This window comes from Herbaspirillum sp. GCM10030257, assembly GCF_042666555.1.
Classification (GTDB): Bacteria; Pseudomonadota; Gammaproteobacteria; order Burkholderiales; family Burkholderiaceae_D; genus Noviherbaspirillum.
On the sequence record NZ_JBHTDH010000004.1, the window covers coordinates 23,182 to 43,811 of the forward strand.

The window sequence follows — 20,630 nt, forward strand, 5'->3', positions numbered from 1 at the left end:
CAGGTTTCGCTTCTTTTTCCGTTTTGGCATGCACTCTTTTGGCGTCGGCAGAGGGGAACTACCACCACAGCCTCTTTGTGCTTGCCTGGTCAGTTTGCTTCAGGTGATCGCTTTGCTACTGGTTTGTTGTAGGGTGTGTTTGCATTTGCATTTGCATTTGCATTTGCAATGCACACCCTACGTTTCCCACTTACTTCACCATCGGCAACTTCAAGCCATTACGCTTCGCACACGCCGCCGCACTTTCATACCCTGCATCCGCGTGACGCATCACGCCCGACCCGCTGTCGTTGACCAGCACGCGCGCCAGGCGCTTCGATGCCGCTTCGCTACCATCCGCAACGATCACCATGCCCGCATGCTGCGAGTATCCCATGCCGACACCGCCACCGTGGTGCAACGACACCCAGGTTGCGCCGCCTGCGGTATTCAGCAGCGCATTCAGCAATGGCCAGTCGGAAACCGCATCCGTGCCGTCCTTCATGCTTTCGGTCTCGCGGTTCGGGCTTGCCACCGAACCCGTGTCAAGGTGGTCACGACCGATGACGATCGGGGCTTTCAGTTCACCGTTCTTGACCATCTCGTTGAATGCCAGGCCAGCGATGTGGCGCTCGCCCAGACCCAGCCAGCAGATACGTGCCGGCAAGCCCTGGAAGGCGATGCGATCGCGTGCCATGTCGAGCCAGTGATGCACGTGCTTGTTGTCCGGGAACAGTTCCTTGATCTTCGCGTCGGTCTTGTAGATGTCTTCCGGATCGCCGGACAGGGCAGCCCAGCGGAACGGACCCTTGCCTTCGCAGAACAACGGACGGATGTACGCCGGGACGAAGCCGGGGAAATCAAAAGCGTTCTTCACGCCGGTGTCGAAGGCGACCTGGCGGATGTTGTTGCCGTAGTCGACCGTCGGGATGCCCATGGCATGGAAGTCGAGCATGGCCTGTACATGCACCGCGCAGGATTTGGCTGCGTCGGCGGTCAGCTTCTGTTGCTGCTCGTGGTCCTGCTGCGCCGCCTTCCACTGCGCGACGGTCCAGCCGATCGGCAGGTAGCCGTTGATCAGGTCGTGCGCCGAGGTCTGGTCGGTGACGAGGTCGGGTTTGATGCCGCCGGCTTTCGCGCGCTTCACCAGTTCTGGCAGGATCTCCGCCGCGTTGCCGAGCAGACCGATCGATACCGCTTCCTTGCGCTCGGTGTGGTATTTCACCAGTGCCAGCGCGTCGTCGATGTCCTTCGCCTGCTTGTCGAGGTAACGTGTGCGCAGACGGAAGTCGATGCTGCTCTGCTGGCATTCGATGTTCAGCGATACCGCACCGGCGAGCGTTGCGGCCAGAGGCTGCGCGCCGCCCATGCCGCCGAGGCCTGCTGTAAGAATCCAGCGACCGGCCCAGTCGTCGTTGTAGTGCTGGCGACCGGCTTCGACGAAGGTTTCGTAGGTGCCTTGTACGATGCCCTGGCTGCCAATGTAGATCCAGCTGCCGGCAGTCATCTGGCCGTACATGAACAGACCCTTGCGGTCGAGTTCGTTGAAGTGTTCCCAGTTGCCCCACTTCGGCACCAGGTTGGAATTGGCGATCAGTACGCGCGGTGCATCGGGATGCGTCTGGAAAACGCCGACCGGTTTGCCGGACTGCACCAGCAGGGTCTCGTCATCGTTCAGGTCGCGCAGGGTTTCGAGGATCTTGTCGAAGCATTCCCAGTTGCGCGCCGCACGGCCGATGCCGCCGTAGACCACCAGGTGCTTCGGGTTTTCCGCGACTTCCGGATCCAGGTTGTTCTGCAGCATGCGATAGGCAGCTTCGGTCAGCCAGCTCTTGCAGACCTTCTCGCTGCCGCGCGGCGAGCGGATTACGCGGCTTGCATCCCAGCGCGGATCATTGGCGAGTTCAATATTGTCGGTAACGGTATTCATTCTTGTCTTCCTTCCATTAATGCAAGCCGAGATAGGCTTCCGTGAGTTCAGGGTTATTGCGGGCATCGACGGCCTTGCCTTGCCAGACAGTGCGACCGGATTCCAGCACGCACACATCCTGCGCGACAGACAGCACGCGCTCCGTGTTTTGTTCCACCAGTAAAATCGTCATGCCGTCGGCCTGCAGCTGCCGCAGCGCGGCGTAGCAGAGGTCGATGACCTTGGGCATCAATCCGAGCGAGAGTTCATCGATCATGATGAGCTTGGGACGCGTCATCAGTGCACGGCCAATGGCCAGCATCTGCTGTTCGCCGCCGGACAGGTTGCCGGCCAGCGAATGCAGGCGTTCGCCGAGTCGCGGAAACAGACCGAGCACGTAATCGCGATCCTTCGTGAAATGGCTGGCCGGTTGCACCAGTCCACCGACACGCAGGTTGTCTTCGACCGTCAGGTCCTTGAACAGGCGCCGGCCTTCCGGCGAAATCGCGATGCCGCGACGCACGCGTTCATTGGGCGCGAGTTTGCTGATGTCGTGGCCTTCGAAGCGGATGCTGCCGCCTTGCAAGGCGACATGGCCGGCAATGCACATCAGTGTCGACGACTTGCCCGCGCCGTTGGCGCCGAGCAGGCCGGTGATGGTGCCGGGCTGCAGCGACAGCGACAGGTCGCCAACCGCATGGAAAGCGCCATAACCACAGGACAAATTATTCAGTTCAAGCATGGACGCCTCCTGCAAGGGTGGGTTGTGCCTGCTGGTCCGCGACGGTGTCGCCGCCGAGGTAGGCACTGCGCACCACCGGATCATTCATGACCTCGCGCGGATCGCCGCTGGCAATCTTGCGGCCATTGTCGAGCACCACGAGGCGTTGGCAGATGCGCATCACTTCACCGAGGTTGTGTTCAATCAGGACAATCGTCACACCCTGGCGATTGATATCGGCAATGGTGCTCGCCAGCGCATGCGCTTCTTTCGAATTGAGACCGGCCAGCGGTTCGTCGAGCAGCAGCAGCTTCGGATTGAGCGCCAGTGCACGGGCCATTTCCAGGCGCTTCAGAATGCCCAGCGGCTGAATGCCAGGCTTTTGGTCGGCATACGCTTCGATGCCGACCCGCTTGAGCAGTTCGCGACCGATGGCGGCTTCCTTCTCTTGCGATACATGCATCAGTGCGCGCAAGGGTGAACGTGTGTATTGCGCGCCTGCTGCCAGTGCGACGTTGTCGAGCACCGAGATTTCACGGAAGGGTTTGACCAGCTGTTGCGACAGCGATAAGCCCTTGCGGATGCGTTTGTGCGTTGGCAGCGCATTAAGGCTTTCACCGGCCAGTTCGACCTTGCCTTCGGTGACGCGTACCACGCCGGTAATCGAGCGCAGCATCGTCGTCTTGCCGGCGCCGTTGGGGCCGATCAGTCCGAGCAGTTCGCCTTCATGTACCTCGAAAGACACCTTATCGATTGCGGTCAGGCCACCGAAGCGGACTGTCACGCCGTCGACTTTCAACAAGGGATTCATGCCCGTCCTCCTTTGGCTGCACCGACCATCCGGGTCACCAGTGCGGCCATACCGCCCGGCGAAAAGCGCATCATCAGGAACAGCAGGCCGCCATACACCAGCAGCTTGTAATCGCCGATGAACTGGAACCAGGCGGGCAGGGCGCTCAGGACCGCTGCGCCGACTGCCACGCCGACGACCGAACCGATACCGCCGACTACCACCATGGAAAGCACGGTGACGGATTCGACAAAGCCAAAGCTGTCCGGCCCGATAAACTTCAGGTTCTGTGCGTACAGGGCGCCGGCCAGCCCCGCCAGTGCGGTACCGATCGCGAATGCCGCCAGCTTGTAGCGCGGGACGTCAATGCCGAGCACGCGCATGGTGTCTTCGTCTTCCGCTACACCATTGAACACCCTGCCCATCCAGGAGCGGCGGATGTACACGCAGAGCAGGGCGGTGGCGATGCACAGCACCAGCGTCAGCAGCATGAAGCCCATCTTCGACAAACCCGAATCGGGAATCGCCGACACGCCCATTTCACCGCCCAGCCAGTCTTGCTGACGGACGATGCCAACGAACAGGAAGCCCACACCCATAGTCGTAATCGCCAGAAAATCGGCACGTACCCGCAGGCTGGCAAGGCCGACCACAATACCGATGCATCCTGCCAGCAGCATTGCCAGCGGCAGGGTGGCGAGGAATGGCAGGCCGGCTTTGCACAACAGTGCCGACAGGTAAGCGCCGATCCCGAGGAACGCCGCGTGACCGAGACTGATCTGGCCGCAGAAGCCGGTAATCAGGTTGAGCGACAACGCGAACAGCACGCTGATGCACATCGACGTCAGAAGAGAAATTTCGTATTCCATGTCAGTCCTTTCAGCTCCGCGCAAACAAACCCTGCGGGCGCATCATCAGCACCACGATCAGGAAAGCGAAGGCAATCGCATTGCGGTCGAGCAGTTTGCCGAGATAAATCGTGCCGAAGGATTCGACCACGCCCAGTACCAGCGCAGCCATCAGCGTGCCGCGTACCGAACCCATGCCGCCCAGGACGATGATCGCCAGGCCCTTGTAGGAAGGCACGCTACCCATCGTTGGCTCAACGAGGTTATTGAGCAATGCCACCCAGACGCCGGCAAAGCCAGCCAGTGCGGAACCGACGAAGAAGTTGATGTCGCGTACCTGCTGCAGCTTGATGCCGAAGGATTGGGCCATCTGCGGATCGGAAACCGTTGCCTGGCATGCGACGCCGATGCGGGTGCGCGTCTGCAGGTAGAACAGCACGGCAATGATTCCCGCAGTACCGGCCATGACCAGCAGCTCCGCCATTTTGAATTGCAATCCGCCGAACAGCGCGATCTGCTGCTGCAAGGGTGGGGCGACATAGGACAAACCCGATGCGCCGAACACGATGCGAAAGACTTCTTCAAAGGCGATGTACAGGCCGATCGAGGCGATCAACGCGACGAAAGGCGGTTGCTTGAGCATGGGCTCGTAGCAGAGGCGATACATGGCAACGCCGGTCAGCCCGGAAGCCAGCATGGCGATCAGGAATGCCAGCGCGAGGCTGCCGGTGGCATTGGTGATCATGACGCCGAGATAACCGCCGAGAGTGAATAGTGCCGCATGGGCGACGTGGAGAATACGCAGCAAACCGTAGACCAGTGTCAGCCCCAGCGCGACGAGCGCGTAGATGCTTCCCTGGACCAGGCCCTGTGCGATCAGCTCGAAGAAGAGCATGATGGTTCCTTGGTGTTAAGAAGGGTGAAACGGAACAAGTGATACAGAGCGTTCGCGGCTTCGCGGACCGAGTCCCCTCCCCCTTGTAGGGGGAGGGTTAGGGTGGGGGTGTGAAGCTCGAGCAAGCGACTGCTTCTGCATAACCACTTCACCCCCATCCCAACCTTCCCCCTAAGAGGGGGAAGGAGCAGGTCAGCGATGGTAAAACCAGATTACTTCGCCTTGCTCGGCGGCGACAGCAACGGACCCGAAATCACCGAATGACGATGAAACGCCTTGTCCTTCACTATCTGCACCTGCACATCTTTCTTGACTTCATGCAGGTCATTGAACGCCAGCTTGCCGATCGGTGTATCGAAGGTGCCGCCCGCCAGTGCATTCTTCAGCGCTTCGCCACCCTTGCCACCGGTTTTCTGCAAACCTTCAATGAGTACGCTTGTCGCGGTATAGGTACCGGCAGCCACCATGTCGGCATTGACGCCAGTGGCTTTACGGAATTCGCTCATGAAGGTCTTGGTCGCCGGCGCATCAGAGTCGCGGTCCAGTGACGTCGTCAGGTAAGTGCCTTCCGCAGCGGCACCGGCAATCTCGATGAACTTGTCCGAGTCGTAACCTTCCTGGCCGATGATGGGAGCGGTTATCCCAGCGGCCCGCAACTGGCTGACCAGCGGGCCGGCGGTGAAGAAGTAGCCGGATGCATAGATGATGTCAGGATTGTCGGACTTGACCTTCGACACCAGCGCGCCAAACTGGCGGTCCTGCATGCCGTATTCATACTCATTGACGATCTGCAGGCCAAACTTGGCGGCGCCTTCCTTGAAGCCGGCGGCAAGCGCCTGGCCAAAGTCGTTTTTCAGGGTGATCACGGCAACGCGCTTCTTGCCAAGGTTGTGCACCAGCATCGAGCCGGCACGCCCCTGTACCTCGCCCATCGCGGCGGTGCGGAACATATAGTCGCCGGTCTGCGTGATTTCAGGATGGATTGCATAGGCGACCACGTAAGGTACTTTGCCTTGCTGGAAAATCGCCGCAGCGGCACGGGTCGAACCGGAATATGAGCCGGATACGGCACCGACCACCTTGTCTTTTTCGACCAGCTTGGTTGCGACCGGTACGGCTTCTTTCGGTGAAGCCTGATCGTCGTAAATTACCAGTTCCACCTTCTGGCCCGCAACGCCGCCTTTGGCATTAGCTTGCGCAACGGCCAGCTTTGCACCTTCCAGTGCCGACTTGCCATCGGCAGCGGCAAAGCCGGTTAAAGGCACATTGAAACCAATCTTGATGTCGGCGAATGCCGGTGCGGAAAAAGCCGACAAAACCAATGCGGCAGTAAGTAGTTGCTTACGTTGAAACGTTGCCATCTAGTGTCTCCTCTGGATGCTGATGTCTGCACGCGCCGACGGTGCGGCACGTGTTCAATAGTTGAACTCTGCCTGGCAATCCCACCTTCAGCCGTTGGGAATGCCTGCGAATTGAAGTGTAAGTTGTATAGACAACTTACGCAAGTAAAATGTAAGTTGACAAGACAAATTAAATCCCTAGAATCGGGCGCATCGAATCAAGGTGATTAAAAATTGTCATCTATCATTGTTTGTCACAAGGAGAAGGGTGTGCGGGTGCAAGAAGAAGAAAGCGGCGAAGCGGAACGGATCCCGGCTTTCCAGCACATCAAGAATTATTTGCTGGCGGAAATCCATGCCGGGCACTGGAAGGAAGGCGACGCTATCCCGTCCGAACAGGCGCTCGCAAAACAGTTCGGCGTGTCGCGCATGACGGTCAACCGTGCCGTGCGCGCGCTGACCGACGAGCAGGTACTGAGCCGGATACAGGGCTCAGGCACTTACGTCGCCCAACAGAAGTACCAGTCGACACTGGTTGCGATCAAGAGCATTGCTGATGAAGTCAGAATGCGTGGCCATGTGCATCGCAGCGAGTTGCATTTACTGGAACGCAGCAAGGCCTCCGAACACATGGCGCCGCCTTTTGAAGTCAAGGTCGGCCATCCGCTGTTCCACTCCGTGATCGTACACTTCGAAAACGATGTCCCGATCCAGGTCGAAGACCGCTGGGTCAACCCGGAGGTCGCACCCGATTACATGCAACAGGATTTTTCCACGGTCACGCCAAATGAATATCTGATGGCGGCTGCGCCACTGCAAGGCGTGAATTACAGCATCGAGGCGCTGAGCCCGCCGCGTGACATTGCCGACATGCTGCACATCCAGAAAGAGCCCTGCCTGGTGCTCAAGCGCCGCACCCTGTCGAAAGGGCAGGTAGCCTCTGTGGTAACGATGTGGCATCCGGGGACCCGGTATCAGTTCGCGGGAAGTTTTTGAGCGGTTGAAGTAATGCCATCAAAGTATGAGCCCTGACTGCCTTCCCGGGGCAGGCCGCCGAGCAGCATCGGCGGTCCTTCTGCAACGCGATTGGGAGCGAAATCACCCATCGGTCTCTTCCTGTGGATTACTGGTTACTGTTGCTGTCGATTTGTCCGAGCAGCCACTGTATGCCGGCCAGATGTTGCTGATCGTGGCTGCACAGGTAATGGGCAAGGCTCTTCACCGTGACATGACCATAGCCTTCAAAGTAACCGCGCCGGGTCCACTGATGTGCATCGAGGCTTTCCAGAAGTGCGACGGTCTTTTCACGTGCCCTGTGAATGACTTCAAATACATCGGACGCGCTCGCCTCCGCATACCGCCGTTCGATCGCAAGCTGATAGCCGTCGATGGATTCCAGCTCTGGCCTGTCCTGCTCCAGCAGGCGACGGAAACGGACATGATAGCCATCGATTTCGATATCGCGGACATGGCAAATCTGTTCGATCGCAGTGAAGGTTTCGCTTGGAATGCCTTCCCACGAGGCTGGTGTCCAGCGCACATACTCAGCCGGAACGGCTTCATAAAATTGCTGCAACTGTTGCGGGAATGCGCGTAATGACGACAAGGTGGCTTCTTGCATGTTGAGGCTCCTCCGGTGGTGCGCTCAGTGAAGAGCGGGAATGTCACGACGTGTTTTTATAACACAAACGAGGACGCTCTCCGGTGAAGCCTCACGCGGCATGCGAGCAGTTAATTGCCGTCCAGTTCAGTGTGGCAGCAGCGATGCCTTCTTCACCGGTTGCCTGAACCCGATCGCAATGCGGTTCCATGCGTTGATGATCGCAATTGCGAATTCAAGATCGACGATTTCCCGCTCTGAAAAATGCTGCCGCAAGGCTTCGAACAAGGCATCGCTCGCATGATTGCCGGCGATCAGGGTGATGGCTTCAGCCCATGCCAGAGCTGCGCGTTCGCGCTCGCTATACAAGCTCGTTTCGCGCCAGGTGACGAGGCTGTTGATGCGCTGGAAATCCTCTTCTTGGGCGAGCAGGTCGCGGGCATGCATGTCGACACAAAACGCACAGCCGTTGATTTGCGATACGCGCAGGAAAACCAGTTCGATCAGTGATTTGCCGAGTGTCGATTCCTGCAAGGCAATGTTGACTCCGGAAAGCGCACGGTACAGTTCAGGGGCAAGGGTTTGATAGGGAAGGCGAAGCGCGGACATGGTGGTTTCTCTCTGGTGTTATCGACAAAAAGGGTACTTCCACCATAAGACGACGCAGCCTTCCGGTTTGTGACATTGCGATGAAGATCAGGCCACCGGCACGCTCAGACTGGCACGCTCAGTATCTGCCTGCCGGTCCAGCTTTCTCCGGGCTGCAGTTTTACCGGCTCGATGACGCAGGCCGCTTCCACGCATAACATGTGCAGCCAGTCTTCGTCCGGGAAATCCGTCAGGGCGGCTGCCTTTTCGGGGCCGGGGTTCCAGACCACGGTGTCTTCAAAGCCTTCCTGTTCAATCTGCAGCGAAGGTTTGCCGTGTTCGACCAGCGTCAATTTCTTTGGCGGCGACATGTAGACACGGTCGAGTTCCGCCGTAATCCTGATCGCCGGGTCCTGCTGCTCGACCACGACACAGTTTGCGGTCGCATCTTGATAGCGCACATATTGCAATCCTTCCAGCCCGACTTGGCGAACATCATCCACATGCAGATAGGTATGCAGCGCAGCGGTGAATTGCCATGGCTGGTCACCGCGGTTGACGGCGGTGAGCGAGACGATCAGGCGACCGGCTTCAAGCGTCACATTCACCTCGGCATGGAAGGCATGCGGCCAGATGCCGCGTGTCATTGCATCGTCATCGATGAACAGGGTTGCGGCTGACTCCGTACGGCCGTCGGACAGAGACCATGGCATGCTGCGTACAAAGCCGTGCTTGACGATGGGGCCACGGTCCGAGAATTGCGGAAAGCAGACCGGAATCCCGGCGCGTATCGCCGCCGCAGGCACAGCAGGGTTGGTGACGGTCATGCCACCGGTCATCGATGACAGGTACATGCGCTCTTTGCCTTCGGCGGTTTTCCACGACACGACCTGTGCGCCCTGGCGCGTGACGAAGGCGCTTTCACCAAGCGGGTTCGACAAGGATAGGCCGGGCAACTGTTGCAGTGTTTCGCTGAAACCGCCGCTGAAACCATCACTGGAAGCAATCGCTGTGCTGGCGATGCCAAGATCAATGCCGCCGGCATCGGTCACCTCGCGCAGCGAAGTCGTATGTCCAACGAACGGGCTGCGTTCCTGCCATCCGTTGTCGCGTGCAGGCACCAGCCAGTAACCTTGGTCATCGCGTACGATCCAGTAACGCGGCTGATTCGTGTATTCGTAAATGGTAAACATGTCTCGTCAGGGCAGGAGTGTCATGGAAAGGATGTCATTCAAGACCGGCATTCGCCGTCATGGTTCGCGCGGACGGTGTGCCCTTACCAAACCTGGCGTGTGATCGCGACTTTTACGATATAGGCAAAAATCACCAGGGCTGCAACAAATGCTGTAGTGCGGACCGCCTTGGTCTTGCCCGTCTTGAGCGCAACGGTGCCTACGCCGATATAGGCGACCAGGGCAATCACTTTTGCCGTCAGCCACGATTGCACGAAGGGGTATTGTGCACTCCATACCACCATCACCAATGCACTGACGAGCAGCAGGGTATCGATGACGTGCGGCGCAATCTTGAAAACGCGCCGTTGCAAGGCCCGCGAGTCGGCCAGCATCAGCATGCCGCGTAATAGAAACAGGCTGCCGCTGAGCGCGACAAAGGTCATATGGAGATGCTTGACTGCGAGATAGCTCATGGAAGGCATTCAGAGGTTGAGATGGATGACGAAGGGCAATATACATGTCCTCGCGCGGACTGCCATTCTAGCAAGTCTTACTGTCTCATAAGCTTGCCGTATATCACGCATTCATCAAGGCATTGACATCCTGAAAACGACATTCTCATCAGCATGATTTCTTCCCGGTAGATATGTGTATGTCGAATGTCTGTTATCTGTACTTCGAATTGGATTTATATCTGGGGCGTCCCTACACTAGTAACGTACTAAGGCACTATTGAGAGGAAAATCATCATGTCCAGCACTACATTTAATCCGTCGGTACAGAATGCCGGCCTCAGCTATACCGAGAACCTTGGCCGCGCAGCGCGCGCTTTCCTGACTGCTCTGCTCGCCATCACACCGGAAGCAAAGCCGGTTACAGAAAATGCAAAAGCTAAACGCAATGCCGGTTCCGTCGCAGAACTCTATCGCCTCGCACGCGGCTTCGATTCCATCCAGCCGAACCTGGCACAAGAGCTGCGCGCTATCGCCGCACGCGACATCGACTAATCTGTCGATTTAGAAGTACGGCATTACAGTAGGACAGCAGTACTGCAGCAGCTTAGGTCACATCAGACCCATCGACAAAGGCCTTGCTTTGTCGATACGGCGTTGCGCAACAGGCACGCCATGCACTACACGGGAGCCCGGATCGTCCTGAATGTCAGGTTGATTCTCGCCTCCCGCGGCGCGCGCTCCTTGGTGATCGTGTGCTGCCATTTTTTCTGCGTCTCGCCTGCCATCAGCAGCAGGCTGCCATCGGTCAGTTCTATCGAGACTGGCTTCACTTCCTTGCGCGTCTTGTGCCGAAAGCGGAAAGTCCTTGTTTCACCAAGGCTCAATGAAGCAATCACAGGCATGCGGCCGAGCTCCTGCTCGGCGTCGCTGTGCCATCCCACACTATCGTTTTCATCACGGTACAGGTTCAGCAATACGCTGTTGAACCGCTGCGCCGTTGCACGTTCGATATCGTCCCTGATGGCGAGCAGCGTTGCGGTCCACGGCAAGGGGTGAAATCGCTTTCCGGAATAGGTGTACACACTCAGCGGATCGCCATACCAGGCCGACAATCGTGGCTGCAAGCGCTCCTGCTCCCATAGCACGATACTTTCTTGCCGCCACTGCGTTTCTTCAAGCAGCGACTTCAGCAACACGGTGGATTGCGGCGGCCGATAAAAACCATGCATGAATTTCACATCGGCGTCGACCATGGGGATGGTTTCCAGGCCAGATGGCGCGTCGTCAAAGAGGGAATATGTCTGATTCATGCCACAGCGCTACCACGAGCCTTGATTGTGTTTTTGTAATTCGGTGATTCAGTGAGTCAGCCTATCAAGCGAAAACGCGGCATGGTTTTTCCATCAATGGTGACATTTTCAAAAAACATATCGGCGTTCCGATGTACCAGTTGTGGCCAGTCGGTTTCATACAAGGGACGGTACACCACGCAAACTTCGTTGGTTTCGGTATTGCGCGACAAGCCAAGTACAAAGTATTTCTTGCCCTTGTAATGCTCGTAGATACCGGGGGGCAGACTGGAAAAGGACATGGATGTTCGCTGGAATGCAGTAAAAGAAAGTCCACATGGTAAGCCTGCGTCTTCGGGGAAACTGTCCTTCGGCAGAAGTGGATTTGCTGCCCACGTTGTCAGGACAAGCCAGTAACAGATGCCTTACTTCGGCCACAGGATCATCTGGGTACAACGGAAGGTCGCGATCAGCTTGCCTGTATCGCGATGACGCACCAGCGCGTCCCAGACCTGGGTGTTCCGGCCGAGGTGTACCGCCTTGGCTTCACATTCCACGATGCCTTCACGCGCGGTGCCAAGGAAATTGATCTTCAGTTCGATAGTAGTGAAGTTCTGTGCGCCATCCGGCAGGTTCGCCACGCAGGCATAACCGCAGGCCGTATCCGCCAGCGTCACCACGCTGCCCGCGTGCAGGTAACCATTGGGCGCCAGGTGCGAGCGCTGGACGGCGAATTCCGCATTCAGAAAGCCCTTGCCGACTGCGGTCACGGCTATGCCGAGCAGACCGGGCAGATAACCCTCACCGATCTTGTTGTAATGCGCCAAACCCATTGACGGTTCCATGCGTGCTCCATGCGCGGCGCTCAGGCCGCCTTCTTTACCAGTTGAAATACGGTTCGTGTCAGCGCATCCATGTCGATGCCGTCCGCTATTTGAGCAAATTCTTTCTGCGCACTCTTCCAGAGAGGAATAGCTTGCTTCACCTTCTCTTCACCAGCTTCAGTGACCTTCCAGTGACGCTCACGGCGATCCTCGCCCGGGGCCGAAATAATCCAGCCACTTTCATGGATGATCTTCAGCGTGCGTGTCAGCGTGGTGCTGTCCATCGCCAGCATGTTGGCCATGGCGCCGGTCGTCAGGCCGGGATAGGCAAGCAGGACCCGCAGGATGCTGAACTGGGTAATCTTCAGTCCGGAAGGTTTTAAGGCCTGGTCGTACATTTGCGTTACGACACGTGACGCCTGTCGGATTGAACCGCAGTAGCAGGGTAGTCGCAGGGGTTCCACGAAATAGGGCTCGGAAGGATGTGAATGCGCCGAATATATATGCATGTACACCTATTGTCAAACTAGCCCGGGGGTCGATGCTTTCCCGAATCATGCATACACCAGGCATTTACAGACTGGCGATTTGCGCCTAAGGCAACATTGAACTTCATGCATCAAGCGCACTTCAAACCAGTTCAATAATATTTCGGGAGCAAAATAATGCCTCAGACTATGCAGCATATACCGCTTGCTCGTTCCGGTTCTCGCCGCAACACCTGGCTGATCGGCGGTGCCGCCGCCCTTGCAGCTGCCGCTCTGATTGTCCGGCAAAAGACGCGCCAGGCCGAGCACGATAATCCGCCGACCGGTGAATTCGTCCAGGTCGACGGTGTACGCCTGCATTATGTAGAACGAGGCCAGGGCCAGACTGTGGTCCTGCTGCATGGCAATGGCCTGATGATTCAGGATTATGAAACCAGCGGCCTGATCGATCTGGCCTCACGCAACTATCGCGTGATTGCCTTCGACCGGCCAGGCTATGGCTACAGTGAGCGTCCGCGCACGACCATCTGGACGCCGCAGGCACAGGCTCGTCTGATTCATCGGGCCTTGCTGCATATGGGCATCGAGAATCCTATTCTCGTCGGCCACTCCTGGGGCACGCTGGTTGCCTTGTCACTGGCGCTCGAACAGCCGGATTACGTTAGGAGCCTGGTGCTGCTGTCCGGCTATTACTATCCGACGGTCCGCATGGATGTGCCGCTGGTATCGCCCCCGGCCATTCCTGTCATCGGCGACCTGATGCGTTTTACGGTGTCGCCCTTGATTGGTCGTGCCATCTGGCCAGGAGTACTGCGCAGGGTATTCGGACCGGCGCCGGTGTCGGAGCGCTTCAGGATGGAATATCCGACATGGATGAGCCTGCGTCCCTCGCAATTGCGCGCCAGCGCCGCCGAAGCCGCACTCATGATCCCCGCCGCACTTTCCTTGCGCAAGCGATATCATGAACTGACCATACCGGTGGTTATCATGGCCGGCGATAGCGACAAAATAGTCGATACCCATGTGCAGTCGGAACAGTTGCATGGCGAGCTGCCGCACAGCACGCTGCATATCACTCGCCAAGGCGGTCACATGATCCATCACCTGGCACCGGAAGAAGTGCTGGCGGGGATTGACCAAGCTGCAACCGCAGTGGGCGCGGAACTGCGAGGACAGAACAGCCATGTGTTCCCGGCGCCATCACAAATCAACTGATATCAAAACTGATATCAAGTGAGTGATTCTTGCGGTACCTTGCCTTCAAGGTTGATGCGGAAACGGTTGCGCCCTGACTGTTTTGCTTCGTACAACACCTTGTCGGCGCGCTGAATCAATTTGCTCCAGCCACGTTCTGCCTCAGCTGGTGACAGGGAGGCAAGACCGACGCTGATCGTGACCGGGCGACCAATACTGAAGGTGTGACCGGCAACCGCCTGTACGAGTCGCTCGCCGACAATTGCGGCAGCATCGCTATCGACGCCGGGAAGGACAATGCAAAATTCCTCACCGCCATAGCGCCCGATCAAATCCACGCTGCGACAAGTTTCTGCCAGTTTGTTGGACACTTCGACAATCACGCTGTCGCCGGCTTCATGACCGAGCGTATCGTTAATCTGTTTGAAATGATCGATGTCGGCAAAGGCGACAGTGACGGGCGAGCGCAGTCGCGTCGCAAGCGCGAGTTCGCGTTCGCCCCCAGTCACGGTGGCACGCCGGTTTAGCAAGCCGGTCAGGTCATCATGCGTGGCGAGATGATGCTTGTCAGCGACCACCCGTTCGAAATAGAGCAGCAGCAAGCCATCGGACAGCAGCAGCGTGCCAATGATGGGTATGAAGTACAGCAGGGTGATGGCAATCGGATTGCTGGAGCTGGGCAGCAATTCGGCAATCTGAAACATGGTTGCGAAAACCCGGCAACCGTAGCTGATAATCAGCAGCAGCAAGGCGCCGAGCGTCAGCAGCCGCGCGAAGCTGCGCCGTAGTCCGTGGCCAGTCCAGACTTCATAAGTATTCAAAAGCAGCATCGCAAGGATGGCAACGGCGGAAAGCAATGCGCGCAGACCAACCGATGCGCCTGTCATCAATAAGCCGTTGAATGCGAGGAAAAAGGCGAGGGCGATTGCCCATCCAAACCAACCCTGTCGCTTGCGGAAAAAAGCGCGAATGCCGCACCATTGCAGGACTACCCCGAGTATCAGGGCGTTATTGCCAATGATAAGAATGGCAAAACGCGGCGCTCCAGCATTCAGGATGACCATCAACACGCCGACGGCAATGAACAGACCGGACAGTGCCCAGTAGCGGGTACATTTTTCGGTCGGTGCGGCAGTGAAGATGCCGCCCATCAGCAGTGAAACACAAAGCTGCACCACAATTAACGCGGTGCCAGCGGTTAATACGTCCATGGTCTTCCATTCCATGGGCAGGCTTGTTACGTCTGCATTTGATCGCCCGACCCCGTGTCATCTTATCTGATGAAGAACACTTGCAAAGCAGAAATGAAAGCGCCAAGTGCCGTGCGAGGCATACCTGTGTGCTGAATACAACGCGGACTAGTGTTATGCGTTGTAACAATACCTTTTCGATCAGTTAGCCAACTCTATTCAGGTCAGCAAGCTGCGATATTGCCGGGGAGATGCGCCCACGCTGCTACGAAAGCGATGGCTGAAATGGCTAAGATCAGCGTAACCGCAGGCATCGGCGACTTGCTGTAATGGCAATTCACTTGTCCTGAGTAATTGGCGGGCACGATCGACGCGGCGTGAGGCGATCCATGCGTAAGGCGGCATGCCGAAGGAAATGCGGAACATGCGGGCGAGATGGTATTCCGACAGGCAGGCAATGCCGGCAAGCATGCCAAGCGTAATCGGCTGATCCAGCCGTGCTTCGATGTAATCGGCGAGGCGCCGTCGCACCGCCGGCGACAGGCCGCCCTTCAAGACCGGATCGCGGCGCAGTGCGCCCTGGGATCGCAGCAAATGACTCAAAGCCTCATGCGTTGTTTCATTGACGCGTAACAGCGCATCCGGGCCTTGCCAGGGCATGTGCTCCAGCGACGCGCAGAGCTGAGCAATGTGTTGATGCTCGAAATACGTTCTGTCGGCCAGCGTCAGTTCGCGCGGTTCGCGGTCAAGTTCGACCACCGCACGTCGCGTGAAATGCTCAGGCAGGAAATAGATGTGCAGGAAGCGTAGCTTGTCGCGTACCACCCAACGTGATTCATGTTCATCGGGCAGCGTACACAAACGTCCGGGGCTGCCGAAGAGGCCGGGTAATTCATTGCGCTCGGTACGATAGCCGCCGCCGAGGTAATACGACAGGGTATGGTGGCCGGGGCGGATATAAGCGGTCTCTTCCTCCTCGGTCTGCCGACGCCAGATGGCGATTGCCAGTTCGTCGCCGAGCCAGGCAAAGCGTTCCAGTTCCGCATTGGTCGCATGCAGCGTCCTGAATACCGCATGGGTGATTCCGCCTGGGTCAGGCGACGGGTTTGCCGCAGTGTCGGGAGGAACATGCATGTCGGATACCTGGAAATGTGAAGTCAAATGTATCACTTTCACGCCGTTTGCGTCCTGACCGTCCGTCGCTGTACAACAAAGTGCGCAAGAATGGACAAGCTCGCCAATGGTCTTTTTGGCAAGTGTCGGGACGTTTGTCTTCACCTTGTCTCCACCGCACACAATGCAGCAATTCCAGACAAGTCGCGCCGACGCCGGCAAGGCATCCTGCACAAAATACTGAAATTCTCACAGGATGCCGCCATGAATGCCTTTCTCTACCTTCTTACCGTGCTGATCTGGGGTTCAACCTGGATCGCCATCAAATGGCAGCTCGGCGTGGTGCCCGCACCGGTATCCATTGCCTTTCGTTTCTGGATTGCGGCCGCGGTTCTGCTGATGATCCTTGTCGTCATGCGCAAGCCGGTACGCCCGCCGCGCGCCGCATGGGGTTATCTGCTGGCGCAAGGCGCGGCACTGTTTTGCTGCAATTTCCTTTGCTTCTACTACGCCAGCCAATGGGTACCGAGCGGACTGGTGGCCGTGGTATTTTCGACTGCGCCGTTGTGGAATTCGATCAATGGAAAGATTTTTCTTGGCAGGGCAATCCAGCCGCAGGTCATCCTGGGGGCCTTGTTTGGCCTGACGGGCATCGTGCTGCTGTTCCTGCCGCAAATGCGCGGGCACTGGGGCGATACGGCGATGCTGCGCGGACTCGGCTTGGCTTTTCTTGGCACGCTGTTTTTTTCCACCGGGAACCTGCTGTCGAGCCGCATGCAATCGCTTGGCCTGACTCCCTGGCTCACCAATACCTGGGCGATGTTTTTCGGTGCCGCCATCCTTACCATTATCGGCCTTGTGCTCGGCCTGCCGTTCGAGATCGATCCCAGTCCACTCTATATGGGATCGTTGTTGTACCTGGCGATTCCGGGTTCGGTGATCGGCTTTACCGCCTACCTGCTGCTGGTGGGAAGATTGGGCCCGGAGCGCGCTGCGTACTGCACAGTGTTGTTCCCGGTAGTGGCGCTGACGATCTCCACGTTCTACGAAGGCTATGTATGGAGTCTGCTCGCGGTTGCCGGACTGGTTTGTGTGTTAGGAGGAAACGTGCTCGCGTTCATGCCGGTGCGTCGGAAGTTGAAAGCGGTGACGGCTTGATGTCGCGGCCAGTTGCGAGGCTGTGACATCAAGTGTAGTCAGGGCAGGTAATGCGAGCATGTGTCCGGTACTGTTGTGACGTCTGCAACAACAGGCGCTGAATCGACTAAACTACACTTCGCTGATACGAGAAACCGAGAAAACTTCACCGGCGAAAGGGCAGCTAAGATTGCAGTCATTCACGCACCCGGCCTATGCATCTGATTGAGCGCACCCTGTTCGAAAACGAACTCCTGGCAGTTCGCCACGCGATCGCTCGCCCGACTTCGGCTGTGTGCAGTGACCTCGCCTATGCGGCCGATGACCTGTTGTTATTGCCGATCTCCGGTGTGTTTGCCCTGCATGAAGCGCCACGTCAGCATTTCATCGCCAATCCCAACCATGGGGTCTTCCTTGGACTGGGGCAGCCGTACCGCATGAGCTTTCCCGGGCGTATCGGCGACGAATGCCTCGTCCTCAGGTTTTCAAAACGCGTGCTGACACGCATGCTGGGCGAAGTGGCTGGCGTCGAGGACCTGCTCTCGCCTCGCATCGAGTCCCATTGCCTGCTCGCCGCTGCTTGCGTGCTTGACCGACACCTTCTGTGCATGGAGTTACTGCAAGGCGCACCCTGTGCGCTGGCGATCGAAGAGATCAGTCTCGCCATGATGGAAGCAGCCGTCCGGGCGGCTCGCACCGACAACCGGATGGAAACCCCCGCCGATACCCGGAACCGCCGGCGTCGCCAGGTCGAGGCGGTGAAGGAAATGATCACGCTGTTCCCTGAACGGGCGTGGACGCTCGATGCCCTTGCTCACCAGGCAAACACATCGCCCTATCACCTGGCGCGCGTATTCAGGGAGGAGGTCGGCATGCCTGTGCATCGCTACCTCATTCGCACGCGGCTCGGGAAAGCCCTGGAAGCCATGCAGGCGACCCGCATGCCGCTGACGACAATCGCACACGACTCCGGTTTTTCTCATCACAGTCACTTTACGTCGAGCTTCCGCTCGCACTTCGGTTTGGCGCCTGCCGAATGGCGCCGCCGGACAGGCCATCGCTGATTTCCTGTTTGTGCCGTTTTGTTCGTTCTCTTGTTGGTCTCGTTTGACCACATCCGCTGGCGAAGACAGTTGAGCAAGATCTTGATAGCCGTTCTCGGCCATGCTTTCTAAGATGGCGGACAGATCTCGTTCAAAGGACATCATGCCGGACTTTAGTGCTCGCAAAAAACTGACGACCAATGCAGTCGCTTACCTGGCTCCGATCGGTCTCATGCTGTTCCTGATCCTCTTTCCTTTCGTCGCCGCGCCGTTCGGCAACTCCTGGGTCCGCATCGCCGACATGGCGCTTCTCTATATCATGCTCGCCCTTGGCCTGAACATCGTGGTCGGCTACGCTGGCCTCCTGGACCTTGGCTACATCGCCTTTTATGCGGTCGGAGCGTACACGACGGCATTGCTGGCGTCGCCGCAGTTTGCGATCGTGCTCGAGTCGGTAATCAATACCTACCCGGCCCTTGGCCATGCAATGCTGGATCTGCTGGGACCGGGCATCGCCTTGCACGGCATCCATTTATCCGTCTGGGCTATCGTCCCGCTCAATGCCGCGCTGGCCGCGTTCTTCGGCGTGCTGCTGGGCGCTCCGACGCTCAAGCTGCACGGCGATTACCTGGCCGTCGTAACGCTGGGATTCGGTGAAATCCTGCGACTCTTCATCATCAATCTCAATGCGCCTGTCAACATTACGGACGGGCCCAAGGGGATCAACATGATCGACCCGATACGCGTCTTCGGCGTGTCGCTTGCCGGTGAACCTGGTTCGCGGGCTACGCTCGACATCTTGGGGTATGCGATGCCCTCGGTGAATGCTTATTACTTCCTGTTCCTGACGCTGTGTGCCGTCATCGTGGTCGTGTCGGTCCGGCTTGCACAGTCGCGCATGGGACGTGCCTTTATCGCCATCCGTGAAGACGAAGTCGCCGCCAGCGCCATGGGTATCCACACCCGCAATGTGAAGCTACTGGCGTTCGCACTTGGTGCGTCCTTTGGCGGGGTTTCCGGCGCCATGTTCGCCGTGTTCCAGGGCTACGTTTCACCCGAGTCCTTCACCCTGAACGAGTCCATTGCGGTGCTTTCAATGGTCGTTCTTGGCGGTATGGGGCATGTGCCCGGGGTGGTGATGGGCAGTGTCACTCTGGCAGTGCTGCCCGAAGTGCTGCGCCAGTTGCTGCTTGGACTGGCAATGGTGCTGATCATGCTGGTGCGTCCTGCCGGGCTGTGGCCCAGCCGACAGCGACAAGGCCCGGCAATGTCGCGCGCAAGTGTGAGCGAAGGTGTTGCCAGGTCAGATGTGGATCGCGATCCGCTAGCGGCATGACGATGTCACTCTTCGACAATATCGTCTGGCATACCCTTGTCGGTCCCCATTATCCGTACACGATTGGCGGCCACTCGGTGCGCCGGTACGCTCGGGGATTTCCACCCATTGCGGCGTTCCGCGATACCCGGGATCCGGACTGGCATGCCTTGGGCCGGCTGGTGGACCCGGGCGAACGTGTGTATTGCGATGGCTTTGCGAGCAGCGCGCCGGAGGGATGGTGCATCAGTTCGGAAAGCCTTCTGAACAAGATGATCTGGCAAGGTTCTGTGGATATGGAGCACGACCCCGCGCCGGAAGCGGTCAGGCTCGATTCACGCAGTGCCGCCGCAGCGGTCGAATTGGCAGGCCTGACTAACCCGGGCCCATTTACCGGCCGGGCCCTTGAGCTGGGAGAGTACTTCGGCATCTTTGATGGCATGCGGCTGGTGGCAATGGCCGGTAGTCGCGGATGCGCAGGCGGATTCAGTGAAATCACCGGGGTCTGTACCCATCCCGACTTTACGGGAAGAGGTCTGGCGCGACGCCTCGTAATCAAGATTCTCCAGCATCAACTTCTGCAAGGCCAACGTCCGTTCCTGCGCGTCATGTCGCACAGTGCCGCAGCACGCCGGCTTTACCTCAGGGTCGGGTTTTACGATTACGCGCAGTCAGCAGCACGAACCCTCCTGCGTTATTGAGTCCAGGCAGCGGACCTCTGCTCCAGCTGTTCCTTG

General features: G+C 58.0%; 23 protein-coding genes. 7 read left to right on the forward strand and 16 right to left on the reverse strand.

The window, feature by feature from the left end; all coding sequences use genetic code 11:
* Nucleotides 1–190: 190 nt before the first annotated feature.
* The 6 genes from hutU to ACFQUU_RS07040 form a co-directional block, all read right to left on the reverse strand.
* Nucleotides 191–1,909: a urocanate hydratase gene (gene hutU / locus ACFQUU_RS07015; protein ID WP_057291398.1), complete on the reverse strand. Its 1,719-nt coding sequence runs from the start codon at nt 1,907–1,909 to the stop codon at nt 191–193.
* Nucleotides 1,910–1,925: 16 nt separating this feature from the next.
* Nucleotides 1,926–2,630, reverse strand: coding sequence for an ABC transporter ATP-binding protein (locus ACFQUU_RS07020; protein WP_382244677.1), 705 nt, complete (start codon nt 2,628–2,630; stop codon nt 1,926–1,928).
* Entirely contained in the window at nt 2,623–3,420 is a 798-nt protein-coding gene (locus ACFQUU_RS07025) for an ABC transporter ATP-binding protein (protein ID WP_382244680.1), read from the reverse strand. The genes ACFQUU_RS07020 and ACFQUU_RS07025 overlap by 8 nt, the downstream gene beginning before the upstream one ends.
* On the reverse strand, nt 3,417–4,268 hold the full coding sequence (locus ACFQUU_RS07030; protein WP_382244684.1) for a branched-chain amino acid ABC transporter permease: 852 nt from the start codon (nt 4,266–4,268) through the stop codon (nt 3,417–3,419). The genes ACFQUU_RS07025 and ACFQUU_RS07030 overlap by 4 nt, the downstream gene beginning before the upstream one ends.
* 10 nt (nt 4,269–4,278) lie before the next feature.
* On the reverse strand, nt 4,279–5,142 hold the full coding sequence (locus ACFQUU_RS07035; RefSeq protein ID WP_382244687.1) for a branched-chain amino acid ABC transporter permease: 864 nt from the start codon (nt 5,140–5,142) through the stop codon (nt 4,279–4,281).
* 212 nt (nt 5,143–5,354) lie between these two features.
* The gene (locus tag ACFQUU_RS07040) at nt 5,355–6,503 is read right to left on the reverse strand and encodes an ABC transporter substrate-binding protein (protein ID WP_382244690.1); all 1,149 of its coding nucleotides are present in this window, start codon (nt 6,501–6,503) and stop codon (nt 5,355–5,357) included.
* Between the two features lie 249 nt (nt 6,504–6,752).
* Between ACFQUU_RS07040 and hutC the strand changes: the two genes are divergently transcribed.
* Entirely contained in the window at nt 6,753–7,478 is a 726-nt protein-coding gene (gene hutC, locus ACFQUU_RS07045; protein WP_382244693.1) for a histidine utilization repressor, read from the forward strand.
* 127 nt (nt 7,479–7,605) lie between these two features.
* Here hutC and ACFQUU_RS07050 read toward each other — a convergent pair whose 3' ends face one another.
* The 4 genes from ACFQUU_RS07050 to ACFQUU_RS07065 all read right to left on the reverse strand — a co-directional run bounded on the left by ACFQUU_RS07050 (nt 7,606) and on the right by ACFQUU_RS07065 (nt 10,318).
* Nucleotides 7,606–8,103: a DinB family protein gene (locus ACFQUU_RS07050; protein WP_382244696.1), complete on the reverse strand. Its 498-nt coding sequence runs from the start codon at nt 8,101–8,103 to the stop codon at nt 7,606–7,608.
* Between the two features lie 126 nt (nt 8,104–8,229).
* Nucleotides 8,230–8,691 carry a carboxymuconolactone decarboxylase family protein gene (locus ACFQUU_RS07055; RefSeq protein ID WP_382244699.1) on the reverse strand — a complete coding sequence of 154 codons (462 nt, stop codon included), beginning with the start codon at nt 8,689–8,691 and terminating at the stop codon, nt 8,230–8,232.
* A gap of 104 nt (nt 8,692–8,795) precedes the next feature.
* Nucleotides 8,796–9,863, reverse strand: coding sequence for a D-hexose-6-phosphate mutarotase (locus tag ACFQUU_RS07060; protein WP_382244701.1), 1,068 nt, complete (start codon nt 9,861–9,863; stop codon nt 8,796–8,798).
* 83 nt (nt 9,864–9,946) lie between these two features.
* Nucleotides 9,947–10,318 (reverse strand): SirB2 family protein, encoded by a 372-nt coding sequence (locus tag ACFQUU_RS07065; protein ID WP_382244704.1) that lies wholly within the window; start codon nt 10,316–10,318, stop codon nt 9,947–9,949.
* Between the two features lie 276 nt (nt 10,319–10,594).
* Here ACFQUU_RS07065 and ACFQUU_RS07070 point away from each other — a divergent pair, with 276 nt between their 5' ends.
* Nucleotides 10,595–10,852, forward strand: a complete 258-nt coding sequence (locus ACFQUU_RS07070) for a hypothetical protein (protein ID WP_382244707.1) — start codon at nt 10,595–10,597, stop codon at nt 10,850–10,852.
* A gap of 125 nt (nt 10,853–10,977) precedes the next feature.
* On the opposite strand, the gene ACFQUU_RS07075 is transcribed toward ACFQUU_RS07070, so the two are convergent.
* The 4 genes from ACFQUU_RS07075 to ACFQUU_RS07090 form a co-directional block, all read right to left on the reverse strand.
* Nucleotides 10,978–11,610, reverse strand: a complete 633-nt coding sequence (locus ACFQUU_RS07075) for an alpha-ketoglutarate-dependent dioxygenase AlkB family protein (protein ID WP_382244710.1) — start codon at nt 11,608–11,610, stop codon at nt 10,978–10,980.
* Between the two features lie 56 nt (nt 11,611–11,666).
* Nucleotides 11,667–11,891, reverse strand: coding sequence for a DUF1653 domain-containing protein (locus ACFQUU_RS07080; protein ID WP_382244713.1), 225 nt, complete (start codon nt 11,889–11,891; stop codon nt 11,667–11,669).
* A gap of 123 nt (nt 11,892–12,014) precedes the next feature.
* Nucleotides 12,015–12,434 carry a PaaI family thioesterase gene (locus ACFQUU_RS07085; RefSeq protein ID WP_382244716.1) on the reverse strand — a complete coding sequence of 140 codons (420 nt, stop codon included), beginning with the start codon at nt 12,432–12,434 and terminating at the stop codon, nt 12,015–12,017.
* A 20-nt stretch (nt 12,435–12,454) separates the two neighbouring features.
* Nucleotides 12,455–12,811: a MarR family winged helix-turn-helix transcriptional regulator gene (locus tag ACFQUU_RS07090; protein ID WP_382244719.1), complete on the reverse strand. Its 357-nt coding sequence runs from the start codon at nt 12,809–12,811 to the stop codon at nt 12,455–12,457.
* 267 nt (nt 12,812–13,078) lie between these two features.
* Between ACFQUU_RS07090 and ACFQUU_RS07095 the strand changes: the two genes are divergently transcribed.
* The gene (locus ACFQUU_RS07095; protein ID WP_382244722.1) at nt 13,079–14,116 is read left to right on the forward strand and encodes an alpha/beta fold hydrolase; all 1,038 of its coding nucleotides are present in this window, start codon (nt 13,079–13,081) and stop codon (nt 14,114–14,116) included.
* Nucleotides 14,117–14,130: 14 nt separating this feature from the next.
* On the opposite strand, the gene ACFQUU_RS07100 is transcribed toward ACFQUU_RS07095, so the two are convergent.
* Both ACFQUU_RS07100 and ACFQUU_RS07105 read right to left on the reverse strand, forming a co-directional pair.
* Entirely contained in the window at nt 14,131–15,321 is a 1,191-nt protein-coding gene (locus ACFQUU_RS07100; protein WP_382244725.1) for a diguanylate cyclase, read from the reverse strand.
* A gap of 183 nt (nt 15,322–15,504) precedes the next feature.
* Entirely contained in the window at nt 15,505–16,419 is a 915-nt protein-coding gene (locus ACFQUU_RS07105) for a helix-turn-helix domain-containing protein (RefSeq protein WP_382245742.1), read from the reverse strand.
* Between the two features lie 243 nt (nt 16,420–16,662).
* Between ACFQUU_RS07105 and ACFQUU_RS07110 the strand changes: the two genes are divergently transcribed.
* From ACFQUU_RS07110 to ACFQUU_RS07125, 4 genes are all read left to right on the forward strand, one after another.
* Nucleotides 16,663–17,556, forward strand: a complete 894-nt coding sequence (locus ACFQUU_RS07110; protein ID WP_382244728.1) for a DMT family transporter — start codon at nt 16,663–16,665, stop codon at nt 17,554–17,556.
* 194 nt (nt 17,557–17,750) lie between these two features.
* Nucleotides 17,751–18,599 carry an AraC family transcriptional regulator gene (locus ACFQUU_RS07115; RefSeq protein WP_382244731.1) on the forward strand — a complete coding sequence of 283 codons (849 nt, stop codon included), beginning with the start codon at nt 17,751–17,753 and terminating at the stop codon, nt 18,597–18,599.
* A gap of 142 nt (nt 18,600–18,741) precedes the next feature.
* On the forward strand, nt 18,742–19,914 hold the full coding sequence (locus ACFQUU_RS07120; protein WP_382244734.1) for an ABC transporter ATP-binding protein: 1,173 nt from the start codon (nt 18,742–18,744) through the stop codon (nt 19,912–19,914).
* Entirely contained in the window at nt 19,911–20,594 is a 684-nt protein-coding gene (locus ACFQUU_RS07125) for a GNAT family N-acetyltransferase (protein ID WP_382244737.1), read from the forward strand. The genes ACFQUU_RS07120 and ACFQUU_RS07125 overlap by 4 nt, the downstream gene beginning before the upstream one ends.
* Nucleotides 20,595–20,630 lie beyond the last annotated feature (36 nt).

Bases quoted from the DNA above. Each gene is read 5' to 3' on its own strand.
- ACFQUU_RS07025 (WP_382244680.1), bottom strand. From the start codon at position 3,420: ATGAATCCCTTGTTGAAAGTCGACGGCGTGACAGTCCGCTTCGGTGGC.
- ACFQUU_RS07090 (WP_382244719.1), bottom strand. From the start codon at position 12,811: ATGTACGACCAGGCCTTAAAACCTTCCGGACTGAAGATTACCCAGTTC.
- ACFQUU_RS07070 (WP_382244707.1), top strand. From the start codon at position 10,595: ATGTCCAGCACTACATTTAATCCGTCGGTACAGAATGCCGGCCTCAGC.
- ACFQUU_RS07055 (WP_382244699.1), bottom strand. From the start codon at position 8,691: ATGTCCGCGCTTCGCCTTCCCTATCAAACCCTTGCCCCTGAACTGTAC.
- ACFQUU_RS07020 (WP_382244677.1), bottom strand. From the start codon at position 2,630: ATGCTTGAACTGAATAATTTGTCCTGTGGTTATGGCGCTTTCCATGCG.
- ACFQUU_RS07100 (WP_382244725.1), bottom strand. From the start codon at position 15,321: ATGGAATGGAAGACCATGGACGTATTAACCGCTGGCACCGCGTTAATT.
- ACFQUU_RS07030 (WP_382244684.1), bottom strand. From the start codon at position 4,268: ATGGAATACGAAATTTCTCTTCTGACGTCGATGTGCATCAGCGTGCTG.
- ACFQUU_RS07110 (WP_382244728.1), top strand. From the start codon at position 16,663: ATGAATGCCTTTCTCTACCTTCTTACCGTGCTGATCTGGGGTTCAACC.
- ACFQUU_RS07105 (WP_382245742.1), bottom strand. From the start codon at position 16,419: ATGCATGTTCCTCCCGACACTGCGGCAAACCCGTCGCCTGACCCAGGC.
- ACFQUU_RS07035 (WP_382244687.1), bottom strand. From the start codon at position 5,142: ATGCTCTTCTTCGAGCTGATCGCACAGGGCCTGGTCCAGGGAAGCATC.
- ACFQUU_RS07125 (WP_382244737.1), top strand. From the start codon at position 19,911: ATGACGATGTCACTCTTCGACAATATCGTCTGGCATACCCTTGTCGGT.
- ACFQUU_RS07115 (WP_382244731.1), top strand. From the start codon at position 17,751: ATGCATCTGATTGAGCGCACCCTGTTCGAAAACGAACTCCTGGCAGTT.
- ACFQUU_RS07095 (WP_382244722.1), top strand. From the start codon at position 13,079: ATGCCTCAGACTATGCAGCATATACCGCTTGCTCGTTCCGGTTCTCGC.
- ACFQUU_RS07085 (WP_382244716.1), bottom strand. From the start codon at position 12,434: ATGGAACCGTCAATGGGTTTGGCGCATTACAACAAGATCGGTGAGGGT.
- hutU (WP_057291398.1), bottom strand. From the start codon at position 1,909: ATGAATACCGTTACCGACAATATTGAACTCGCCAATGATCCGCGCTGG.
- ACFQUU_RS07065 (WP_382244704.1), bottom strand. From the start codon at position 10,318: ATGAGCTATCTCGCAGTCAAGCATCTCCATATGACCTTTGTCGCGCTC.
- ACFQUU_RS07060 (WP_382244701.1), bottom strand. From the start codon at position 9,863: ATGTTTACCATTTACGAATACACGAATCAGCCGCGTTACTGGATCGTA.
- ACFQUU_RS07075 (WP_382244710.1), bottom strand. From the start codon at position 11,610: ATGAATCAGACATATTCCCTCTTTGACGACGCGCCATCTGGCCTGGAA.
- ACFQUU_RS07080 (WP_382244713.1), bottom strand. From the start codon at position 11,891: ATGTCCTTTTCCAGTCTGCCCCCCGGTATCTACGAGCATTACAAGGGC.
- ACFQUU_RS07040 (WP_382244690.1), bottom strand. From the start codon at position 6,503: ATGGCAACGTTTCAACGTAAGCAACTACTTACTGCCGCATTGGTTTTG.
- ACFQUU_RS07050 (WP_382244696.1), bottom strand. From the start codon at position 8,103: ATGCAAGAAGCCACCTTGTCGTCATTACGCGCATTCCCGCAACAGTTG.
- ACFQUU_RS07120 (WP_382244734.1), top strand. From the start codon at position 18,742: ATGCCGGACTTTAGTGCTCGCAAAAAACTGACGACCAATGCAGTCGCT.